Annotated in this window: 16 protein-coding genes; 9 read left to right on the forward strand and 7 right to left on the reverse strand. The window is 52.4% G+C overall.

Annotation, left to right across the window (positions count from 1 at the left end; all coding sequences use genetic code 11):
• On the reverse strand, positions 1-489 hold a 489-nt coding region (locus IGR76_16705), incomplete at its 3' end, for an alpha/beta fold hydrolase (protein ID MBF2080104.1).
• Positions 490-616: 127 nt separating this feature from the next.
• On the opposite strand from IGR76_16705, the gene IGR76_16710 reads away from it, so the two are divergent.
• From IGR76_16710 to IGR76_16740, 7 genes are all read left to right on the forward strand, one after another.
• Positions 617-2080: a hypothetical protein gene (locus IGR76_16710; protein ID MBF2080105.1), complete on the forward strand. Its 1464-nt coding sequence runs from the start codon at positions 617-619 to the stop codon at positions 2078-2080.
• Between the two features lie 177 nt (positions 2081-2257).
• Entirely contained in the window at positions 2258-2722 is a 465-nt protein-coding gene (gene rimP, locus IGR76_16715) for a ribosome maturation factor RimP (protein MBF2080106.1), read from the forward strand.
• Between the two features lie 40 nt (positions 2723-2762).
• Positions 2763-4193 (forward strand): transcription termination factor NusA, encoded by a 1431-nt coding sequence (gene nusA / locus IGR76_16720; GenBank protein MBF2080107.1) that lies wholly within the window; start codon positions 2763-2765, stop codon positions 4191-4193.
• A 79-nt stretch (positions 4194-4272) separates the two neighbouring features.
• A complete protein-coding gene (locus IGR76_16725; GenBank protein MBF2080108.1) occupies positions 4273-4557 on the forward strand; it encodes a YlxR family protein in 285 nt (94 codons plus the stop codon).
• A gap of 347 nt (positions 4558-4904) precedes the next feature.
• Positions 4905-8015, forward strand: coding sequence for a translation initiation factor IF-2 (gene infB, locus IGR76_16730; GenBank protein ID MBF2080109.1), 3111 nt, complete (start codon positions 4905-4907; stop codon positions 8013-8015).
• 333 nt (positions 8016-8348) lie between these two features.
• The gene (locus IGR76_16735; protein ID MBF2080110.1) at positions 8349-8600 is read left to right on the forward strand and encodes a DUF4278 domain-containing protein; all 252 of its coding nucleotides are present in this window, start codon (positions 8349-8351) and stop codon (positions 8598-8600) included.
• 58 nt (positions 8601-8658) lie between these two features.
• The gene (locus tag IGR76_16740) at positions 8659-8838 is read left to right on the forward strand and encodes a DUF4278 domain-containing protein (protein ID MBF2080111.1); all 180 of its coding nucleotides are present in this window, start codon (positions 8659-8661) and stop codon (positions 8836-8838) included.
• Between the two features lie 149 nt (positions 8839-8987).
• Here the strand turns inward: IGR76_16740 and IGR76_16745 are convergent, their stop codons facing one another.
• Positions 8988-9092 (reverse strand): PetM family cytochrome b6-f complex subunit 7, encoded by a 105-nt coding sequence (locus IGR76_16745; GenBank protein ID MBF2080112.1) that lies wholly within the window; start codon positions 9090-9092, stop codon positions 8988-8990.
• 73 nt (positions 9093-9165) lie between these two features.
• Here IGR76_16745 and pdxA point away from each other — a divergent pair, with 73 nt between their 5' ends.
• A complete protein-coding gene (pdxA, locus tag IGR76_16750) occupies positions 9166-10248 on the forward strand; it encodes a 4-hydroxythreonine-4-phosphate dehydrogenase PdxA (protein MBF2080113.1) in 1083 nt (360 codons plus the stop codon).
• On the opposite strand, the gene IGR76_16755 is transcribed toward pdxA, so the two are convergent.
• A complete protein-coding gene (locus tag IGR76_16755) occupies positions 10238-10651 on the reverse strand; it encodes a hypothetical protein (protein MBF2080114.1) in 414 nt (137 codons plus the stop codon). The genes pdxA and IGR76_16755 overlap by 11 nt on opposite strands.
• 233 nt (positions 10652-10884) lie before the next feature.
• On the opposite strand from IGR76_16755, the gene IGR76_16760 reads away from it, so the two are divergent.
• Positions 10885-11379 (forward strand): GNAT family N-acetyltransferase, encoded by a 495-nt coding sequence (locus tag IGR76_16760; protein ID MBF2080115.1) that lies wholly within the window; start codon positions 10885-10887, stop codon positions 11377-11379.
• On the opposite strand, the gene IGR76_16765 is transcribed toward IGR76_16760, so the two are convergent.
• From IGR76_16765 to IGR76_16780, 4 genes are read right to left on the reverse strand one after another with little or no spacing between them, the layout of a single operon-like run.
• The gene (locus tag IGR76_16765) at positions 11374-11535 is read right to left on the reverse strand and encodes a hypothetical protein (protein ID MBF2080116.1); all 162 of its coding nucleotides are present in this window, start codon (positions 11533-11535) and stop codon (positions 11374-11376) included. The genes IGR76_16760 and IGR76_16765 overlap by 6 nt on opposite strands.
• Before the next feature lie 26 nt (positions 11536-11561).
• Positions 11562-11750, reverse strand: coding sequence for a CPXCG motif-containing cysteine-rich protein (locus IGR76_16770; GenBank protein MBF2080117.1), 189 nt, complete (start codon positions 11748-11750; stop codon positions 11562-11564).
• Positions 11751-11769: 19 nt separating this feature from the next.
• On the reverse strand, positions 11770-12435 hold the full coding sequence (locus tag IGR76_16775) for a class I SAM-dependent methyltransferase (GenBank protein ID MBF2080118.1): 666 nt from the start codon (positions 12433-12435) through the stop codon (positions 11770-11772).
• A gap of 53 nt (positions 12436-12488) precedes the next feature.
• Positions 12489-16154, reverse strand: coding sequence for a GAF domain-containing protein (locus IGR76_16780; protein MBF2080119.1), 3666 nt, complete (start codon positions 16152-16154; stop codon positions 12489-12491).
• Positions 16155-16323: the final 169 nt, after the last annotated feature.

Genomic DNA, 16323 nt, shown 5'->3' on the forward strand with positions numbered 1-16323 from the left:
GGTTTGAATCGCTTTCTGCAGCGGATTCGGCTCTGGCATAGGAGTGGTTGGAGTAAAAGGGCCAGCGCTATTCAGCAAAATCACCCCGGCCACATCCTCTGGATGGTTTGCACCGACACAGAGAGACGCATAGCCACCCAGGGAATTGCCAGCAAGCACCGTAGGTTTCCTAATTATGGTGGTGATGAAGTCATGCAGTTGCGATCGCCACACATCACCGCTGTAAACCTGATCCGGCTTGGCCGATCGCCCAAATCCGAGGAGATCAATCGCCCACACGTCAAACTCCCGCTGGAGGACGGCTATATTCTTTTTCCAGTGATCTGTGGAGGCTCCAAACCCGTGAACCAGAAGTAAGGCTGGACGATCGGATAAGGCTCCAGAGGGGCGATCGCCCAGTGTTGCAGGCGAATCACCCACAACATAGTAAATAGAATACCCCTGCCATTGCCAGTATTGACCCGTTGGCGATCCTTGAATAGGCTGCATGACTAATGTTACAAAACTTAACTCCTTTTTATCCTACCGCAAGTGCTTTGAGGACAGCCCTCAGAGGCGTAGTCTGAAACAATACATGGCATAGACCAGACGATACCCCGTCGCAGACTAGGTTTGGATGATGACTCTTGTAACTTCTAACATTCAGGAAAAACGCCGTCTTCGCAAAGGGCTTTGGTTCGAGCGTGTAATGGCCATGATTGCCCTGGCTAACTATATCCTCGTGCTTCTTGACCTCAGCTACATCCCGTTTCGGAATTTCTATCTCAAGTACTTTCCACAAATCACCGTATGGTACGGCGAAACGTTCAAAGGTATCGAACCCGAACGCTTCACCGTGGACTATCTGGAAACAGCCAAAGAACTCAATTCGCTCGTCGCTGAATACAGCCTCAATTCGCCAGAAGTGGAAGAACAGCTTCAGGAATTGCAGATGTTGAGCGTCGTCATGATCAACGACAACCCCTTTGAAATCGCAAACAAAACGGGAACGCTAGAGCAAATTAAGGCTCAGATGCGGGAACGAGTTGGCGTTGACTCCTCCACGGAAGCGTTTGAAACCTTTTGGAACGTGGAGTATCTCCGCCAAGCAGGATGGTCCGATTCGTGGCAATTTTTCCAAACAGAAATTCAGCCCTTGATGGAGACCAACTATTACCGCAAGCTGGATATCACAGGGCGTCCCGTTGATTTGTTTTGGGTGATTGATCAGCCCTTCGTGATCATTTTCGGTGTGGAATTTCTGCTGCGCACCTTCTACCTCAGTCGTCGCTACAAAGGCACAAGCTGGATCCAAACGATGGTCTGGCGTTGGTACGATGTTCTGCTGCTCCTACCGTTTTGGCGCTGGTTACGGTGCATTCCCGTCTCCATTCGACTGGCTCAAGCCGACATTTTTAACGTTATGGTGCTAGTTCGCCGCCTACGCCGGGATGCGATCGCCAACTTCGCCACGGAACTCACGGAAATTGTGGTGATTCAGGTGATCGATCAAGCGGAAGCCGTGATCGAAGATGGCTCGGTTGCGCGATGGCTCACAACCTCCAATCGTTATGTAGATATCAACGGAATCGACGAGGTAGGATTAATTGCCAAACGGTTGAATACGGTGCTGGTAGAGGACGTGTTGCCTGCGGTTAAGCCTGAACTAGATGCCCTAATCAGCCATAGTGTCGGCAATGTGCTGCATTCAGTACCGCTCTACAGTGGGGTAACTTGGTTGCCAGGTGCAAAAGAGGCATCGAATCGTCTCACCCAAAACTTAGTGGAAACTACGACTCAAAATATCTATGGTGCGCTTCAGTCTGCTCTCAAAGATGACCAGGGAGGTGCGTTAACCCAAGCCTTGATCCAAAGTTTCCTTGAAAATTTGCGGACGGGAATGCGCCAGCAGGACACGTTAAACGAATTGCAATACTTGTTGGTGGCCTTGCTCGACGAGGTTAAGGTGAATTTTGTTCAACGGATTGAGGCCAGCGACATTGTAGACATGGACGCAAAAACGAAGCGAATTTACGAACTGACGAATAAAGTGGGAACCGGCAATTCGCCAATGCAGGCGGTGCGCGATCGCCCCTCCTAATCCCAGGCAAACCAAGCGATCGCCCCTTGCCTGAAATACTGGCATCAGAATTCAGCGATCGATTCACCAACTATGCGCTAGACTGAGGGTGATGTGCGGATCCAAACGGCTTCTGCACTACCGTGGACATCTTTTGTGATGGAAGTGGGGCAATGCCCACTTTTTTATTGATAACTTGTGACACATCCTCTAACTCCTCAAATTCTTGAATTGGCGACACCGATTGCAACATCACTTGGTTTGGATGTTGTAGATGCCGTGTTTCAAACGAATCACAGTCCCCCGGTGCTACGAATTGATATTCGCAATCCGGCTCAAGATACTGGTTTGGACGATTGTGAGCGTATGAGCCGAGCGCTGGAAGAAGTCCTAGATGAATCGGAGCTGATTCCCGATGCCTACGTGTTGGAAGTATCGAGTCCGGGTATTTCCCGAAGCTTAACTACAGAGAGGGACTTCATCTCATTTAAAGGGTTTGCCGTCACGGTGTCGTTGAATGAACCGTTTAATGGTCAGAAAAACATCAGTGGCAAACTCGTGCAGCGTGACGAAACGCACCTGCATCTGAACTTGAAAGGACGAGCGATCGCCATTCCCCGTGAGCTTGTTACACGGGTTTGGTTTGACGAACGGCACGCTTAATCCTCAAACAACCGAATAATGACGGAGGTCATATACAACTATGTCAATGGTAAGTCTGCCTGGTTTGCAGGCCATGATCGAAAGTATTAGCAGCGAGCGCAATTTGCCTAAATCTGCAGTGCAAGCAGCACTGCGTGAAGCGCTTCTGAAAGGGTATGAGCGCTATCGCCGCACCAATCGAGGGGCTGACATGGCCTACGATGACGAGTACTTCAGTAACTTTGAAGTAGAGCTGGATGTCGAGGAAGAAGGCTTTCGGGTGCTCGCGACAAAAGCCATTACCGAAGAAGTCTCGAATCCCGATCATCAAATCTCGCTGCAAGAAGTCCAGGAAGTTGCGTCCGAGGCTCAGCTTGGGGATACGGTTATTTTGGACGTGACGCCTGAACAGAGCGAATTTGGGCGAATGGCCGCGATTCAGACTAAGCAGGTGCTCGCCCAGAAACTGCGGGATCAGCAGCGCAAGTTGGTTCAGGAAGAGTTCGAAGAGCTTGAACAAACAGTACTCACGGCACGGGTGCTACGCTTTGAGCGGCAGTCCGTCATTATGGCGGTGAACAGTGGTATGGGGAAGCCGGATGTGGAGGCGGAACTCCCTAAGAAGTTTCAGCTCCCGAACGATAACTATCGTGCCAACGCCACCTTTAAGGTTTACCTCAAGAAAGTATCGGATGGCTCTCACCGCGGGCCCCAACTGATTGTGTCACGAGCGGATGCTGGCTTAGTCGTTTACCTCTTTGATAATGAGGTGCCCGAAATTCAAGACGATGTTGTGCGGATCATTGCGGTGGCACGGGAGGCCAATCCCCCCTCTCGGTCGGTGGGGCCACGGACGAAGATTGCCGTTGACACGCTAGAACGGGACGTTGACCCGGTCGGAGCCTGCATTGGTGCTCGGGGTTCCCGAATTCAGGCCGTCGTGAATGAACTGCGCGGTGAAAAAATAGACGTAATCCGCTGGTCGCCGGATCCGGCCACGTATATTGCCAATGCCCTTAGTCCGGCACGAGTTGAGCAGGTGCGTCTGATGAATCCTGATGAGCGGCAAGCCCATGTCCTGGTGGCTGAAGATCAGCTGAGTTTGGCGATCGGCAAGGAGGGACAAAACGTTCGCCTAGCGGCTCGGTTAACGGGATGGAAGATTGACATTAAGGACTCAGCAAAGTATGACTACGATGCTGAAGATCGGAAGATGCAGGAAATTTTGGACGCTCAACGTTTGCATCAAGAACAGTTAGCGGCAGAAGCGGCGGCGTATGCCGAGGAACTGGAACCAGAAGAAGACGTTGATTTTGCTGAGGGGGCTGAAGTTCAAGATGAGGCGATCGCATCTAGTACATCGGATCTAAATGATGATTCAATCCCGCAAGCGGTATTAGACGGAGAAGAGTTCGATTCTGATGCGGTTAAAGAGAGCGAAGACGGCTTTGGAATCGAGCAAGAGGCTGCTATTGAGCGTCCCCGTTCGTGAGTTGCTTGTCGAAGCGTCCAATGGGCTCAAGATTTGGTTAAGGACTGTAACTGTTGTTGTGCTTAGAGGTTGTGTGCGTATGCAGCCTAACTATCGTCGGTGTGTTAGCTGTCGTCGGGTCGCACCTAAGGCAGAGTTCTGGCGGATTGTCCGAGTCCATCCCTCTCGAACAGTACAATTAGATGAGGGGGCTGGGCGCTCCGCCTACGTTTGTCCCACGGCAACCTGCCTGAAGCTATCTCAGCGTAAAGATCGGCTGGGGCGATCGCTCAAAGCAGCCGTCCCGGCAACCCTATATCAAGCGCTTTGGCATCGGTTAGACCATCAGGAAAATCCACACGAACCCGTTCAAGATGAGGCATAAAGAAACTAAAAACGCTCAACGTCATCAAGCATCTCTATCCGTGGAGAGCGCAGCCGCCGTACGTTGGCTTGGGCTTCAAGCAACAGGAGGAGTTGAAAGGTACTTGGAGTACTCATGCCTCAGTATGCTGATTAGAGGTGAAAGATGCTCTGATCTGAACGGAATTTGTTAAACGATTTAGGATAGAAGGAGGTGCATATCATACAGTTAGGTTAGAGTTTCGATGATGCGTCACTAGGGCGCAGCTAGACCTACATAGAGGAAGCAAATCATGACGTTTAAGTACGTACTACACCTACAACAGGTCAAACGATAGATTATATGTTGGTACGCAGAGGGGAGACTGGATGAATAACAGCAAAGTAAGAATCTACGAGTTATCAAAAGAGTTAAATTTGGACAATCGCGACATTTTGGCCATTTGTAGCCAGCAAAGTATTTCCGCAAAAAGTCATAGCAGCACGATTACCGAAGCAGAAGCGGAGCAAATTCGTGCCGCTGCCGAGCATTTCACTCCAAGTCACACACCTTCACGGGTCTCTGCGTCTTCTAACACTGCAAGTACTACGGCAAGTGCACCCACTCGGAAAGCGTCCCAAAAACCCCAGATTCTAGAGGTACGATCCTCAACCACTCGCCCCTCGGTGACCTCTCCTAAGCGTCCTGCCCAGCCTCAGCCCACATCTCCTTCCCCTGAACGCTCTGCACCTGCCGCTAGTGCTGCTGTAATGCCTCCGCCTGCGCGGCCTGAAAGTCCAGGAGGTGGCTCACCATCACGGCCAACTGCGCCTGCGAAAGCGCCCCAGCCCAGTCAAACGGAGGCTGCACAAAAGAAACCTAAAGCACCTACGCAAGAATCAAAGCCTACGTCAGACTTAAACGCACCGCCCATCTCACCAAACGCCTCTGCTCCAAGATCCAAGGCTCAACCGGAAGCGCTGAAATCGCAAAAGCCGACGCCTGCACCCAAGTTGATCAAACCACCGCCACGTCCGAGTGGTCGTGCGCCCGGCTCTGCCTCGGCACCGAGTTCTTCACCGTCTCGGACTGAGCGTCCTACACCCAAGTCTGAACGGGCTGCCTCTGCACCCAAACCGAAGGCATTGGAAATTGTTCAGGTTAGGAGTGGAGAGGTATCCCAATCCCGGACTGAAGGGCGATCGCCTGCACCCAGTCGAGAAGGGGCTGCACCGCCTCAGCGTCCGAAACCCGTGATTGAACTGCGGCGTCCTCCCAGTCGGCCTAGTGCGGATGCAGCGGCTGAGGCTGATCGCAAAGAAGGTGACGATTCCATTGATACGTTTGTCGAAGTAGCCGAAATTCCAAGGCTGCATCGTCCAGAGCCACCGCGCCAAGCGGTGAAGAAAACAAAAAGTCGCCGTGAGGAGGAAGAGGATGAACAAGAGCTTCTCCAGCGTAAGCCTGCGACAAAGGCCAAGCGTCGTCAACAGTTGATTGATGAGGATGAGGATGTTTTTGAAGATGACTTCCTAGATGACCAGGGTGAAGATTCAACTCCCCAGGTGAGTCTGTCGTTAGTCCGTCCACCGAAGCCCAAGAGTGCTCAGGCGGGACAACCCTCACGCCCGACAACGGCCACGATTTCTAAGCCGAAGCGTGGTGGTTCCCGTGAACAGCGGCGCGATCGCCGCGAGCAGGAAACCAAGCAAGAGCGTCCTGAGATTCTATATCTCCGGGATGAGGGAATTTCGGTTCATGATTTAGCGGAGAAGATGGTTGTTCCCGAAACAGAGGTCATCAAAGCTCTCTTCTTTAAGGGAATTGCTACCAACATCAACCAAATTCTAGATTTGCCCACGGCAACCATGGTGGCGGAAGAGTTCGGCATTTTGGTTGAAACGACGGAAGCCGAAGCGGAAGCCCGTAAGACCGAAATGCTGGATGCTGCTGACCTGGAGAACTTGGTGCGGCGTCCCCCTGTAGTCACCATTATGGGACACGTTGACCACGGTAAGACAACCCTGCTGGACTCCATTCGCAAAACAAAGGTTGCTCAAGGCGAGGCTGGAGGCATCACCCAGCACATCGGTGCTTACCATGTTGATGTGGAGCATAACGGACATACCGAGCAAATCGTCTTTTTGGATACCCCTGGTCACGAAGCGTTTACCGCGATGCGGGCACGGGGTGCACGAGTCACCGATATTGCCATTCTGGTCGTGGCTGCCGATGACGGGGTGCGTCCCCAGACGATTGAAGCGATTAGCCATGCCAAGGCCGCTGAAGTTCCAATCGTCGTTGCGATTAACAAGGTCGATAAGGAAGAGGCTCAGCCGGATCGGGTGAAACAGGAGTTAACGGAGTACAACCTGGTACCTGAAGAGTGGGGTGGCGACACCATTATGGTTCCGGTGAGTGCAATCAAGGGCGATAACCTAGATACATTGCTGGAAATGATCTTGCTGGTATCCGAGGTTGAGGACCTCTATGCCAACCCAGAACGTCCTGCACGGGGTACGGTCATTGAGGCCAATCTCGATAAATCTCGCGGTCCAGTGGCAACACTGCTCATCCAAAACGGAACCTTGCGCGTTGGGGATACTCTGGTCGCAGGTTCGGCCTTCTGTAAGGTGCGAGCCATGGTGGACGATCGGGGCGATCGCGTTGAGGTGGCCTATCCATCCTTCGCGGTTGAGGTGCTGGGACTGAGTGATGTCCCAGCCGCTGGTGACGAGTTCGAAGTCTACGCGGAGGAGAAAGATGCACGGGCGATCGCGTCCAAGCGTGCGGATGCCCAGCGGCAATCGCGTCTACAGCAGGCCATGGCGTCTCGACGGGTGACGCTGAACTCGCTGTCTGCTCAGGCGCAGGAAGGCGAACTGAAGGAACTCAATATCGTCTTGAAGGCCGATGTTCAGGGTTCGGTAGAAGCGATCCTCGGTTCGTTACAGCAGCTACCTCAGAATGAGGTGCAAGTGCGTGTTCTACTCTCTGCACCGGGTGAGATCACCGAAACGGACGTCGATTTGGCGGCTGCCAGTGACGCTGTCATTATTGGCTTCAACACCACCCTGGCTAGCGGTGCGCGGCAAGCGGCAGACAATGCTGGGGTCGATATCCGCGAGTACAACGTCATCTATAAGCTGTTGGAAGATATCCAAGGCGCGATGGAAGGTCTACTAGAACCCGAAATGGTCGAAGAGCCGCTGGGTCAGGTGGAAGTCCGAGCCGTCTTCCCTGTGGGCAAGGGAGCCGTTGCGGGTTGCTACGTCCTGTCAGGTAAGGCGATCCGAAACTGCCGCGTGCGGGTTCGCCGAGGAAATGAGGTAGTGCATGAAGGCAACCTTGACTCTCTGAAGCGGATGAAAGATGACACGAAGGAAGTCAATGCTGGGTATGAGTGCGGTATTGGGCTCGATCACTTCAATGCATGGCAGGAAGGTGACATTATCGAGACGTTCCGCTTAGTCTCCAAGCGTCGTACCCTAACCGTGTAAATTGGGCATGGATGGCTTCAGGCTTACTGTAGCGCACGGTAGCCTAACCCCTTACGAACGGTTTCTGATGGATGAGCCATTGGGAACCGTTCGGCTTTATGGGTTCTTGCTATTGGAGGATCATCGTGCAAAGGAGTTTGACGGTTGAGCGTTCAGTATTCTAGTGAAGATGCCCTTGGAGCAAACGATCTTCACCCACGGGCGGATGATCCATGCGGTTGAACAACTCCTGAATAAACCTGAACTTTCTGGGATTTTTTCTGCTGGGCACTTCCCGCATCATAGGGACATACCGAAAGGAACCAGAAACACACAAACACAGGAGACTGACTGATGACGCTGACATACCGAGGCCAAACCTACACTCCCAGCTACACCACCATCGAAGCCCCTAAAGTTCCCCTGTTTGGAACCTATCGCGGACGGACATATAGCTTCACCGCTCCTCAACCCGCAGAACTTGCCACTGAAGAGATGACCTATCGTGGTATCACCTACAACAAGCGCCCTGGCGAGAAAATGATCAACAGCCGCCAAACGATGCAACTGCGGCGCAAATGTCAACATCCCGCATTCAACGGTTAATCATCCAAGTCTTTCCCACTCCTACAATCTTCTCTCATCGCAACAAGGAACCCCAGTCATGAAACTCTCTTTCCTCGGCAAATCCTACGAATCGTCTAACTCCGCTGTGGATAGCATCGAAACCCAAGAGCAACTGACCTTTCGCGGCAAGCACTACAACCGCAAGGACTATCTGGTCAAAAACCGCTCAAAGGAAGAGTTGACCTTGACTTTCATGGGTCGTCAGTACGTCCGGTAATCAGCCTTTTACAGTCGGTCATATTCCTGTATGACAAAAGTCCAGGTATACCAAGCCTGGGCTTTTTATTGCGTTCAACGTCCCATTAGTGATCCATTAAAAAAGCAGACCCAGCCTTGTGGATCTGCCCGATTGTGTGAGGAAACTTTCTACTCTTCGCCGCCTTGCAGACGGAGCAGCAAAAAGCCCATTCCTAAGCCCACTAAGATTAGAGTGGAGGACAAAATTAATGCATTATAAAATTCTGGACCCATCGAACCCTACTCTCCTGTCAGTATTTAGCGGTGATTCATCGTCTGTTTATTCCCCTAATTTTAAGACACAATGATGCACGCTCTCGACTCTTCCTTGACTCCCACCCCTAAGCAACCCCGTTCCACACTCCCACCATTAGCGATCGCCTTTGGAGACCCCGCCGGGATTGGGCCAGAGATCGTCCTCAAATCCCTAGTCGATGTTGATCGCGATCGCACCCTTGTATTTGGCAGTCGGCAATTATTGCTCCGAACCTACGAACATCTGCGATCGCTCCCCATCCAGGCCGCTGATCCGGCTCACCTGAATATTGTGGATGTAGCGGTAGAGCCAGCGGTAATCAATGCGGTGGAGTGGGGACAGGGCAATGCGGCCAGTGGCGAAATCAGTTTTCAGGCACTCTCCCAGGCGATCGCCCATACCTTATCCGGTCAGTGTTCAGCGGTGGTGACAGCTCCCATTTCTAAGGCGTTGTGGGCAGCGGCAGGGCATCCCTATCCGGGGCAAACGGAAGTTTTAGCAGAACGGGCGGGCGTGGATCGGTATGGAATGATGTTTGTGGCGCGATCGCCCCATACGGATTGGACCTTGCGAGTGCTGTTAGCCACCACCCACATTCCGTTGCGTCAGGTTCCCGATGCCCTGACGCCAGAATTACTCACCTGGAAGCTTGACCTGTTGATCACGACGCTGCGCCAGGATATGGGCATCGTGAACCCTCGGATTGCGATCGCCGGACTCAATCCCCACAGTGGCGAAGCGGGACAATTGGGGCGAGAGGAAGCGGATTGGATGCAAGCCTGGTTGGCACAAATGCGCGATCGCCATCCCCAGACCACGCTAGATGGGTTGATTCCACCCGATACGATGTGGGTTGCCCCTGCCAAAGCCTGGTTTGGTTCCCCAAGTCCCCATCACGCCCATGATGCCTACCTTGCCCTGTATCACGATCAGGGCTTAATCCCGGTGAAGCTCATGGGATTTGACCATGCCGTTAATACAACCATCGGATTACCCTTCATTCGCACCTCGCCCGATCATGGCACCGCGTTTGATATTGCCGGGAAAGGGATTGCCGATGCCGCCAGCTTCAAGGCAGCCTTGCAGTTGGCGTTAGAACTGAGTCAGCAGCGACAGGCGATCGCTACATTGTAAAACGGTAGATAATACCGCCCTCGTCAGTGGTGTCAAAGCTGGCGTTTAATTGGCGAGCTTTGCTGTCTAAAAACTCCTGGGCTTCGGCGAGCGGAATCGCCGCTTCACTCGCAAACCGCAGAACGGTAATCGTGCCCTCGGGTTCCTGTAAGAGTTTCAGGAAAAGCTGTTCGCGGGCATGTTCAATTGGCTGCTGTTTAGTCCGGTTTTGATGCCGAACATTCCAAAGCAGCCAGCCTCCCAAAGCCGTTGGTGGTGCGCCGAATAGGACGACAGCGGCGATCGCCCCTTCGCGATCCTCCGCAGAGGTGGATGGATTGAGTGCTTCAACCGTTCCGAGGAGGACAATGGGCAGGCCGATCAGTAAACAGAAGCCAGCCGCAATTTTCTGAATCAGAATCATAGTTGGGGTGGAGGTGCAAACATTGGGAGTACATTCGATCCGGCTTGAAGCAATAGGGCTCCAGCTCTAGAGTACCCACCGTCGGCCAGCGGGAATTACTGAATCCTACAAGACAATGAACAAAAATTCCGATTCGCTTCCATCACGACTCAATCACGACTGAAAACGATTGTCCGAACAGTTCGGTATGATCAAGTCCTCCAGTATTGACCGCACTTTTGTCCTAGAGTTCTATGCAGACAACCTACCAGCAGTTTCAGATTCGAGATTGGCAACCGGGTGATCGCCAAACCGCCTTTGATTTGATTCAAGATGTCCTCAAGGAGTATGGCTTGTGCTGTGAGCCGGATGCCGCCGATCAGGACGTGTGGAACGTAGAACGGGCGTATTGGGAGTCGGGCGGTGCATTTTGGGTGGTCGAGCAGGATGGGCAAATTGTGGGCACGGCAGGCTTCTACCCCATTGCCCGTGGTACCAATGCCGTCGAAATTCGGAAAATGTATCTGCGGCCAGCGGCGCGGGGACAAGGATTAGGTCGCTTTTTGCTGCGATCGCTCGAAGCGGAAATTGCCCAACGCGGCTTCTCGGAAATTTGGATTGAAACGGCAACGGTTTTAAAAGAAGCGGTGCAGCTTTACGAATGCTATGGCTACCAGCCTTCCACCGGGGTTGAAACCCAGCGGTGCGATCGCGTATATGTGAAACCGCTGGAAACCAGCCGTTCATGACTCGCCCATAAACCACGCCACCAGTAAGCTGATGCCGATGAGGGCAAGCCAGCGCGGCGAAATGAGCAGCATAAAAAGATCAATAGGGGTATTGATTGCCACACCCATGAAAAAGAGGCATGTCCAAAACAGCAGAAATAGGAGGATAAGAGGCATTATTCGTTAGCGTCTGGGCATTGCGACTACCCTTCGTACTCGCTATCAATTTCAATCTCTAGGGTATCTTCATCAATCCGCACATAGAGAATATTAGGCCGACAGCACACCTGGCAATCTTCCACGTAGGACTGTTGCCCTCCGGCACTAAAATCTACAAACGTTGTGTTGGGTTCGCCACAGTAGGCGCAGAAGTATTCCGCAGTATTTTGCACCCAGTCTCCTCCATCGTCTTTAGGTCAGGGGTTTGTAGGCGTGAATCACCTGCAAGCTTCCCCCAGCGTACAGGATTGCTTGAGGCACGGGGCGATCGCCCGCTTTTGCGTCCGGTGCATTCTGAAACTGGAAGTCGGCCAACAATGCTGGCAAATCAGTTCGAAGCAACTGCCACGAGGTTTCTGTTTCAAACAGGAGGAGGAATACCGCCAGGGCAGGCATAAACAGCGGATTTTGAGGGGCATGAAAATCCACAAGGGCAAAGACGCCCCCCGGTTTTAGCACTCGGTATACTTCCTTGATAATTTGGCGTAATTGATTCGGTTCCATTTCGTGCAGGGCAGCACTGGTATGGACAAGGTCAAACTGTTCATCTTCAAAGGGCATCCGTTCTGCCCAACCTTCCACAAAAGTGGCCTGGGGGACGTGGTGAATCGCGCGGCGAAGGGCCTTGGGCGATGCATCGAGTCCAAATACATTGGGAGTCAAAGCTGTTAAATACCGGGTAGCCTGCCCACCCCCGCAACATAAATCCAAAACCGTAGCCTCTGGGGGCAGATCTAAATCCTGGAGAGCAAGCTGACGAAAGCGATCGGTTCCCCCCACGGCGATCGCAGATACAGAGGCGATCGCATCATACAGCCAGGGATACCGATAACTCCAATCGCGCAAAATCGTTGCCAAGGGTGCACCTCCTTCAAAAATTTGTTCCAAAAATCTGCCGTTAAGGATGAAGATTACAAATAGCCTGCCAAATCTGAATTTGTTCTATTGGGAACCATGGGTAACTCAATCAAAAAACAGGTTTGATTTTGATCACTGGTGAGTTCAATCGTGCCGCCAATATGCTCGGTCAAGCGTTTCACCAATGCCAGCCCCAACCCTGTACCCCCGTAGCGCCAGCGATCAATGCCAATGCTGCGATAGAACTTATCAAAAATATGGGGTTGGTCTGTCACAGGGATTTCAACGCCTGTGTTGCAGACTGAGATGAGAATAATGGCCTCGGCTCTAGTCCGATAGGCAACTGATTCGGTGGACGATAAAATCGGTAAGTCCTGTTTCGTGACGATGGCTTCGGCGGTAATTTCAACCGTTTCACCAGACGGCGTGTAGCTACAAGCATTACGAAGCAACTCGACAAAAATACGCTGAAGGCTGGCAATATCGGTGGTGAGTAAGGGAAGATCCTGGGGAATATTGAGAATCAACGTGCGATCGCTGCTGTGAAGACGTTCCAAGAAGGGCTGTACCACTCGCGGCAACCAGTTGTGCAGGTTAATTTCAATAAAGTTGAGCGATCGCGTCCCGGCTTCAAGCTGCTGCAAATCTAACAAGTCGTTGATCAAATCAATTTCTTGCTGGCACTCGGACCGCAAAACCGTCATGTACCGCTCAATTCGGGGATCGTCGATGCCATGCTGCTCCAGCACAATGTCCAGCATTTGACTCGCGACTTTGATATTGGTCATGGGCATCCGCAGTTCATGGGATACCGTCCCCAGAAAATCATCTTTGATGCGATTGAGGAATTCCAGTTCGCTAACCTGAGCCTGCGTGGCTTGGTACAACCGGGATTGGCGAATGGCGATCGCACATTGGCTGGCGATTTGTCCCACCAAGCTCATTTCTCGTTCAGTAAAGCATTCATGCCGTTCCCGCAGCAGTAGCAGATCACCAATAACCCCCTGATCATCGGCGATCGGGCAGAGGAAAATACTGACCCACTCGGCGCGATCGCCCAAAATTCCAGCCTCGATCTTGACGCAGAGTTGCACATGCCAACCTTGGGTCAGTTGGGCGTACAGTTCTGGGTACTGGCTTGAGGATAACATCGGTTGGCTAATGGACTCCTCGACACTGTAGGCTCCTTTGAGAACTAGGGCAATGGGTTCGCTGCGGTCAGAGCTACCGTCATACAGCACAATGTTGCAAAGCCGTAGGTTCAATCCAGAGGTCAATTCTTCTGCTGTTGCCTGGAGAATCGTCTGCTCGTTGAGACTATCTCGAACCTTTTCGATCATCTGGCGGAGGAGATCTTCAAAGTTCAGCGCCTGTTCAAGCTGGAGTGTCCGTTCCAGCACCTGAGTTTCGAGAACAGTGTTCATCTGCTGAACCTGCTGGTAGAGTTCGGCTTGTTGAATCGCGATGGATAGCTGGTCGGCAATCGTTTGGACAATGGCTAGGTCTGCCTCGTTCCAAGGATAATCACTGCTTCGTACCAGACTGAGCGCCCCCCAAAGCTGATTGCCCTTAATAAGGGGCGCAATAATTCGGACTTCTGTGCCCTGGCAGTCAACGATCGAGCCTTTCTGTGATTGGGTGTAGTCCTGAAGATTGTTGTCCCAAATCGCCTCCAGACGTTTTAAGCAAGCCGCAAAATCAGTATTGTGGTCGAGATATTCCGCGCCAATGGCGAAGCGATCCGTAGCGTCGGATGTCTCTACCGCATGGGCAGCGATCGCCCGCCAAGCCTGTCGATCACCCAGGTACTCTAAAACAACCACTTCCTGAAGTTGCAAGAGCTGCTGCACATCTTCAACCGCTGTGGCAAAGATAGTTTCCAGATCTAAGGACTGACGAATGGATTGAACAACGCGATGGAGGACTCGTTCCCGCTGGGCTTGCTGGTGCAGAGCTTGTTCGGTGCGTTGGCGTTGAAGTTCCATTGCAGCGCGTGCCGCAAAGATTTTCAGGACAGACTCGGTCGTCGCACTGGCTATAAAGGGCTTGTCATCTAAAACGCAGAGAGCGCCCAAAAACTGTTGTTCAGTATTGGTTAGGGCGTACCCCACATAGGATTCCACTCCCATCTCCCGCAGAATGTCATCCTCAGGAAACATGGTCTGCACGTTCTGAGGGCAGGCATATTGACCTTGAGCCATCACCCGCTCGCATGGAGTGTTCCGAATGTCATACTCTAACGGCTCACCAATGCGATCGCCATTCCAAAACGCCAAAACCCGCGAGCGATCGCCAATAATTTCCTCAACGGCGACGTAGCGTATATTTAGGGCGATCGCCACATGCTGCACTAAGGCCTCAAAAAACGCCTGTCCGCCAACAGAGGCCGTCCCCTCCACCACGCTGTTTAAGAGATTTTCAACCTGCTTGCGATCGCTCACGTTGCGGACAATCGCGAGAACCTGGTCAACTTGCAACGGCACAATCCGCATCTCAAAGTGGTGCGACCCATTGAGCACATCCAGACTGGATTCACACCGCGAAATCGTTTGTTGAGCTAAGGCGTCCTGAATCCGTTGCTGGATTTGGCTGCCGGGGGGGGCTGGAAGAACATCGGGCATGCGTCGTCCCGCAAGTTCATGGGGCGGAATGTAGAGGTAGCCTGGATCGTGAGCGTGCCACTCCAGAAATGTACCATCGTGCCCCAAGCGGAAGACCAAATCTGGAAACGCCTGAAAAATCGCCTGCAGGTGTTGGGTACTTCGAGTCAGTTCTGCAAGCCACTGCTGCTGTAAGGCATCCGTCTGAAGCTGTTGCAGACGAGTCGCAATTAGAAACGTCGTCACCTGCAATAGAGCCATCTCAGAGGTTGACCAAGGCCGCGCTTCCTGACAGTTTTCAAACCCAATGATTCCCCATATTTGGTTATCAACCATCAGCGGCAGCAGCAACACAGACTGTGCCTGGGATAGCTGAAACAGTTCCTGCTGATGAGTGGGAAGTTCATGAATCAAAAACGATGCAGGGCGTCCATGTTCCAGATAGGCTTTTAGCGTAGACAGACGCTCGAACAGGGGGATATTTTGCCAGAGGGGAGAGAATGTCCCAAAGCCCCCGCCCGTTGCATACCATTCCGCTGCCAGCGAAAAGAGCACGGGATGGGCATCTTCAGAACAGACTTCAAGCACGTAAACGCGATCGGCACCAGACGCTTCACCCAATCGCTGTAAAATAGACTCGTAGCGAGAGGGCAGATGCTCAATGGTAGGAATACTCTCTAAGATTTTTTGGAGGGAGAGCAGCGTCGTTAAGTAGCGCTCCTGCACAAGCTGACGATAGCGGGTCACCTCTCGTCCCACCACCAACACCTTTGGGGACGCATGATCGGATGGGGATAGGGGGGTAAAGGTGAATTCATAACAGCGGGTTTGGTTGGCGATCGCCACCGGAGTCTCGTAAATCGCAGATTTCCCGGTTTTGCAGGCCATATGCCGACCCCGTTCGTGAATGGCTAGCCAGTTCAGCGGGAGATCGAGTTCGCGGCTATTGACACCAACCCGTATCCTGGGAGCTTGCGGGTCACCGTCTTGAAGCAAGGCGTTAAAAAACTCAAGACCTGCCCGATTGATAAATTCAAAGACGCCATCCTCGCCGAGGACATAATATAAGTCAGAAGTTGCTTCGATAGCAAATTGGAGTTCCGTGAGGTCAAAGGCCATAACAGGAACGCATAGGGTAGGAACTCAAACTACAACAACGTTGCATGAATAAGGTGTCAGATGCTACGTCTCTAGATAGAGATTTCAACCCGTACCTTGCCTGAATACTCCCTGAGATTTCAATCCCTGCGGGTCGATTCCCCGCCGCTCTGCGGCGTAAAATGCCAGG

Source organism: Synechococcales cyanobacterium T60_A2020_003, assembly GCA_015272205.1.
In the GTDB taxonomy this organism is placed as follows: Bacteria; Cyanobacteriota; Cyanobacteriia; order RECH01; family RECH01; genus JACYMB01.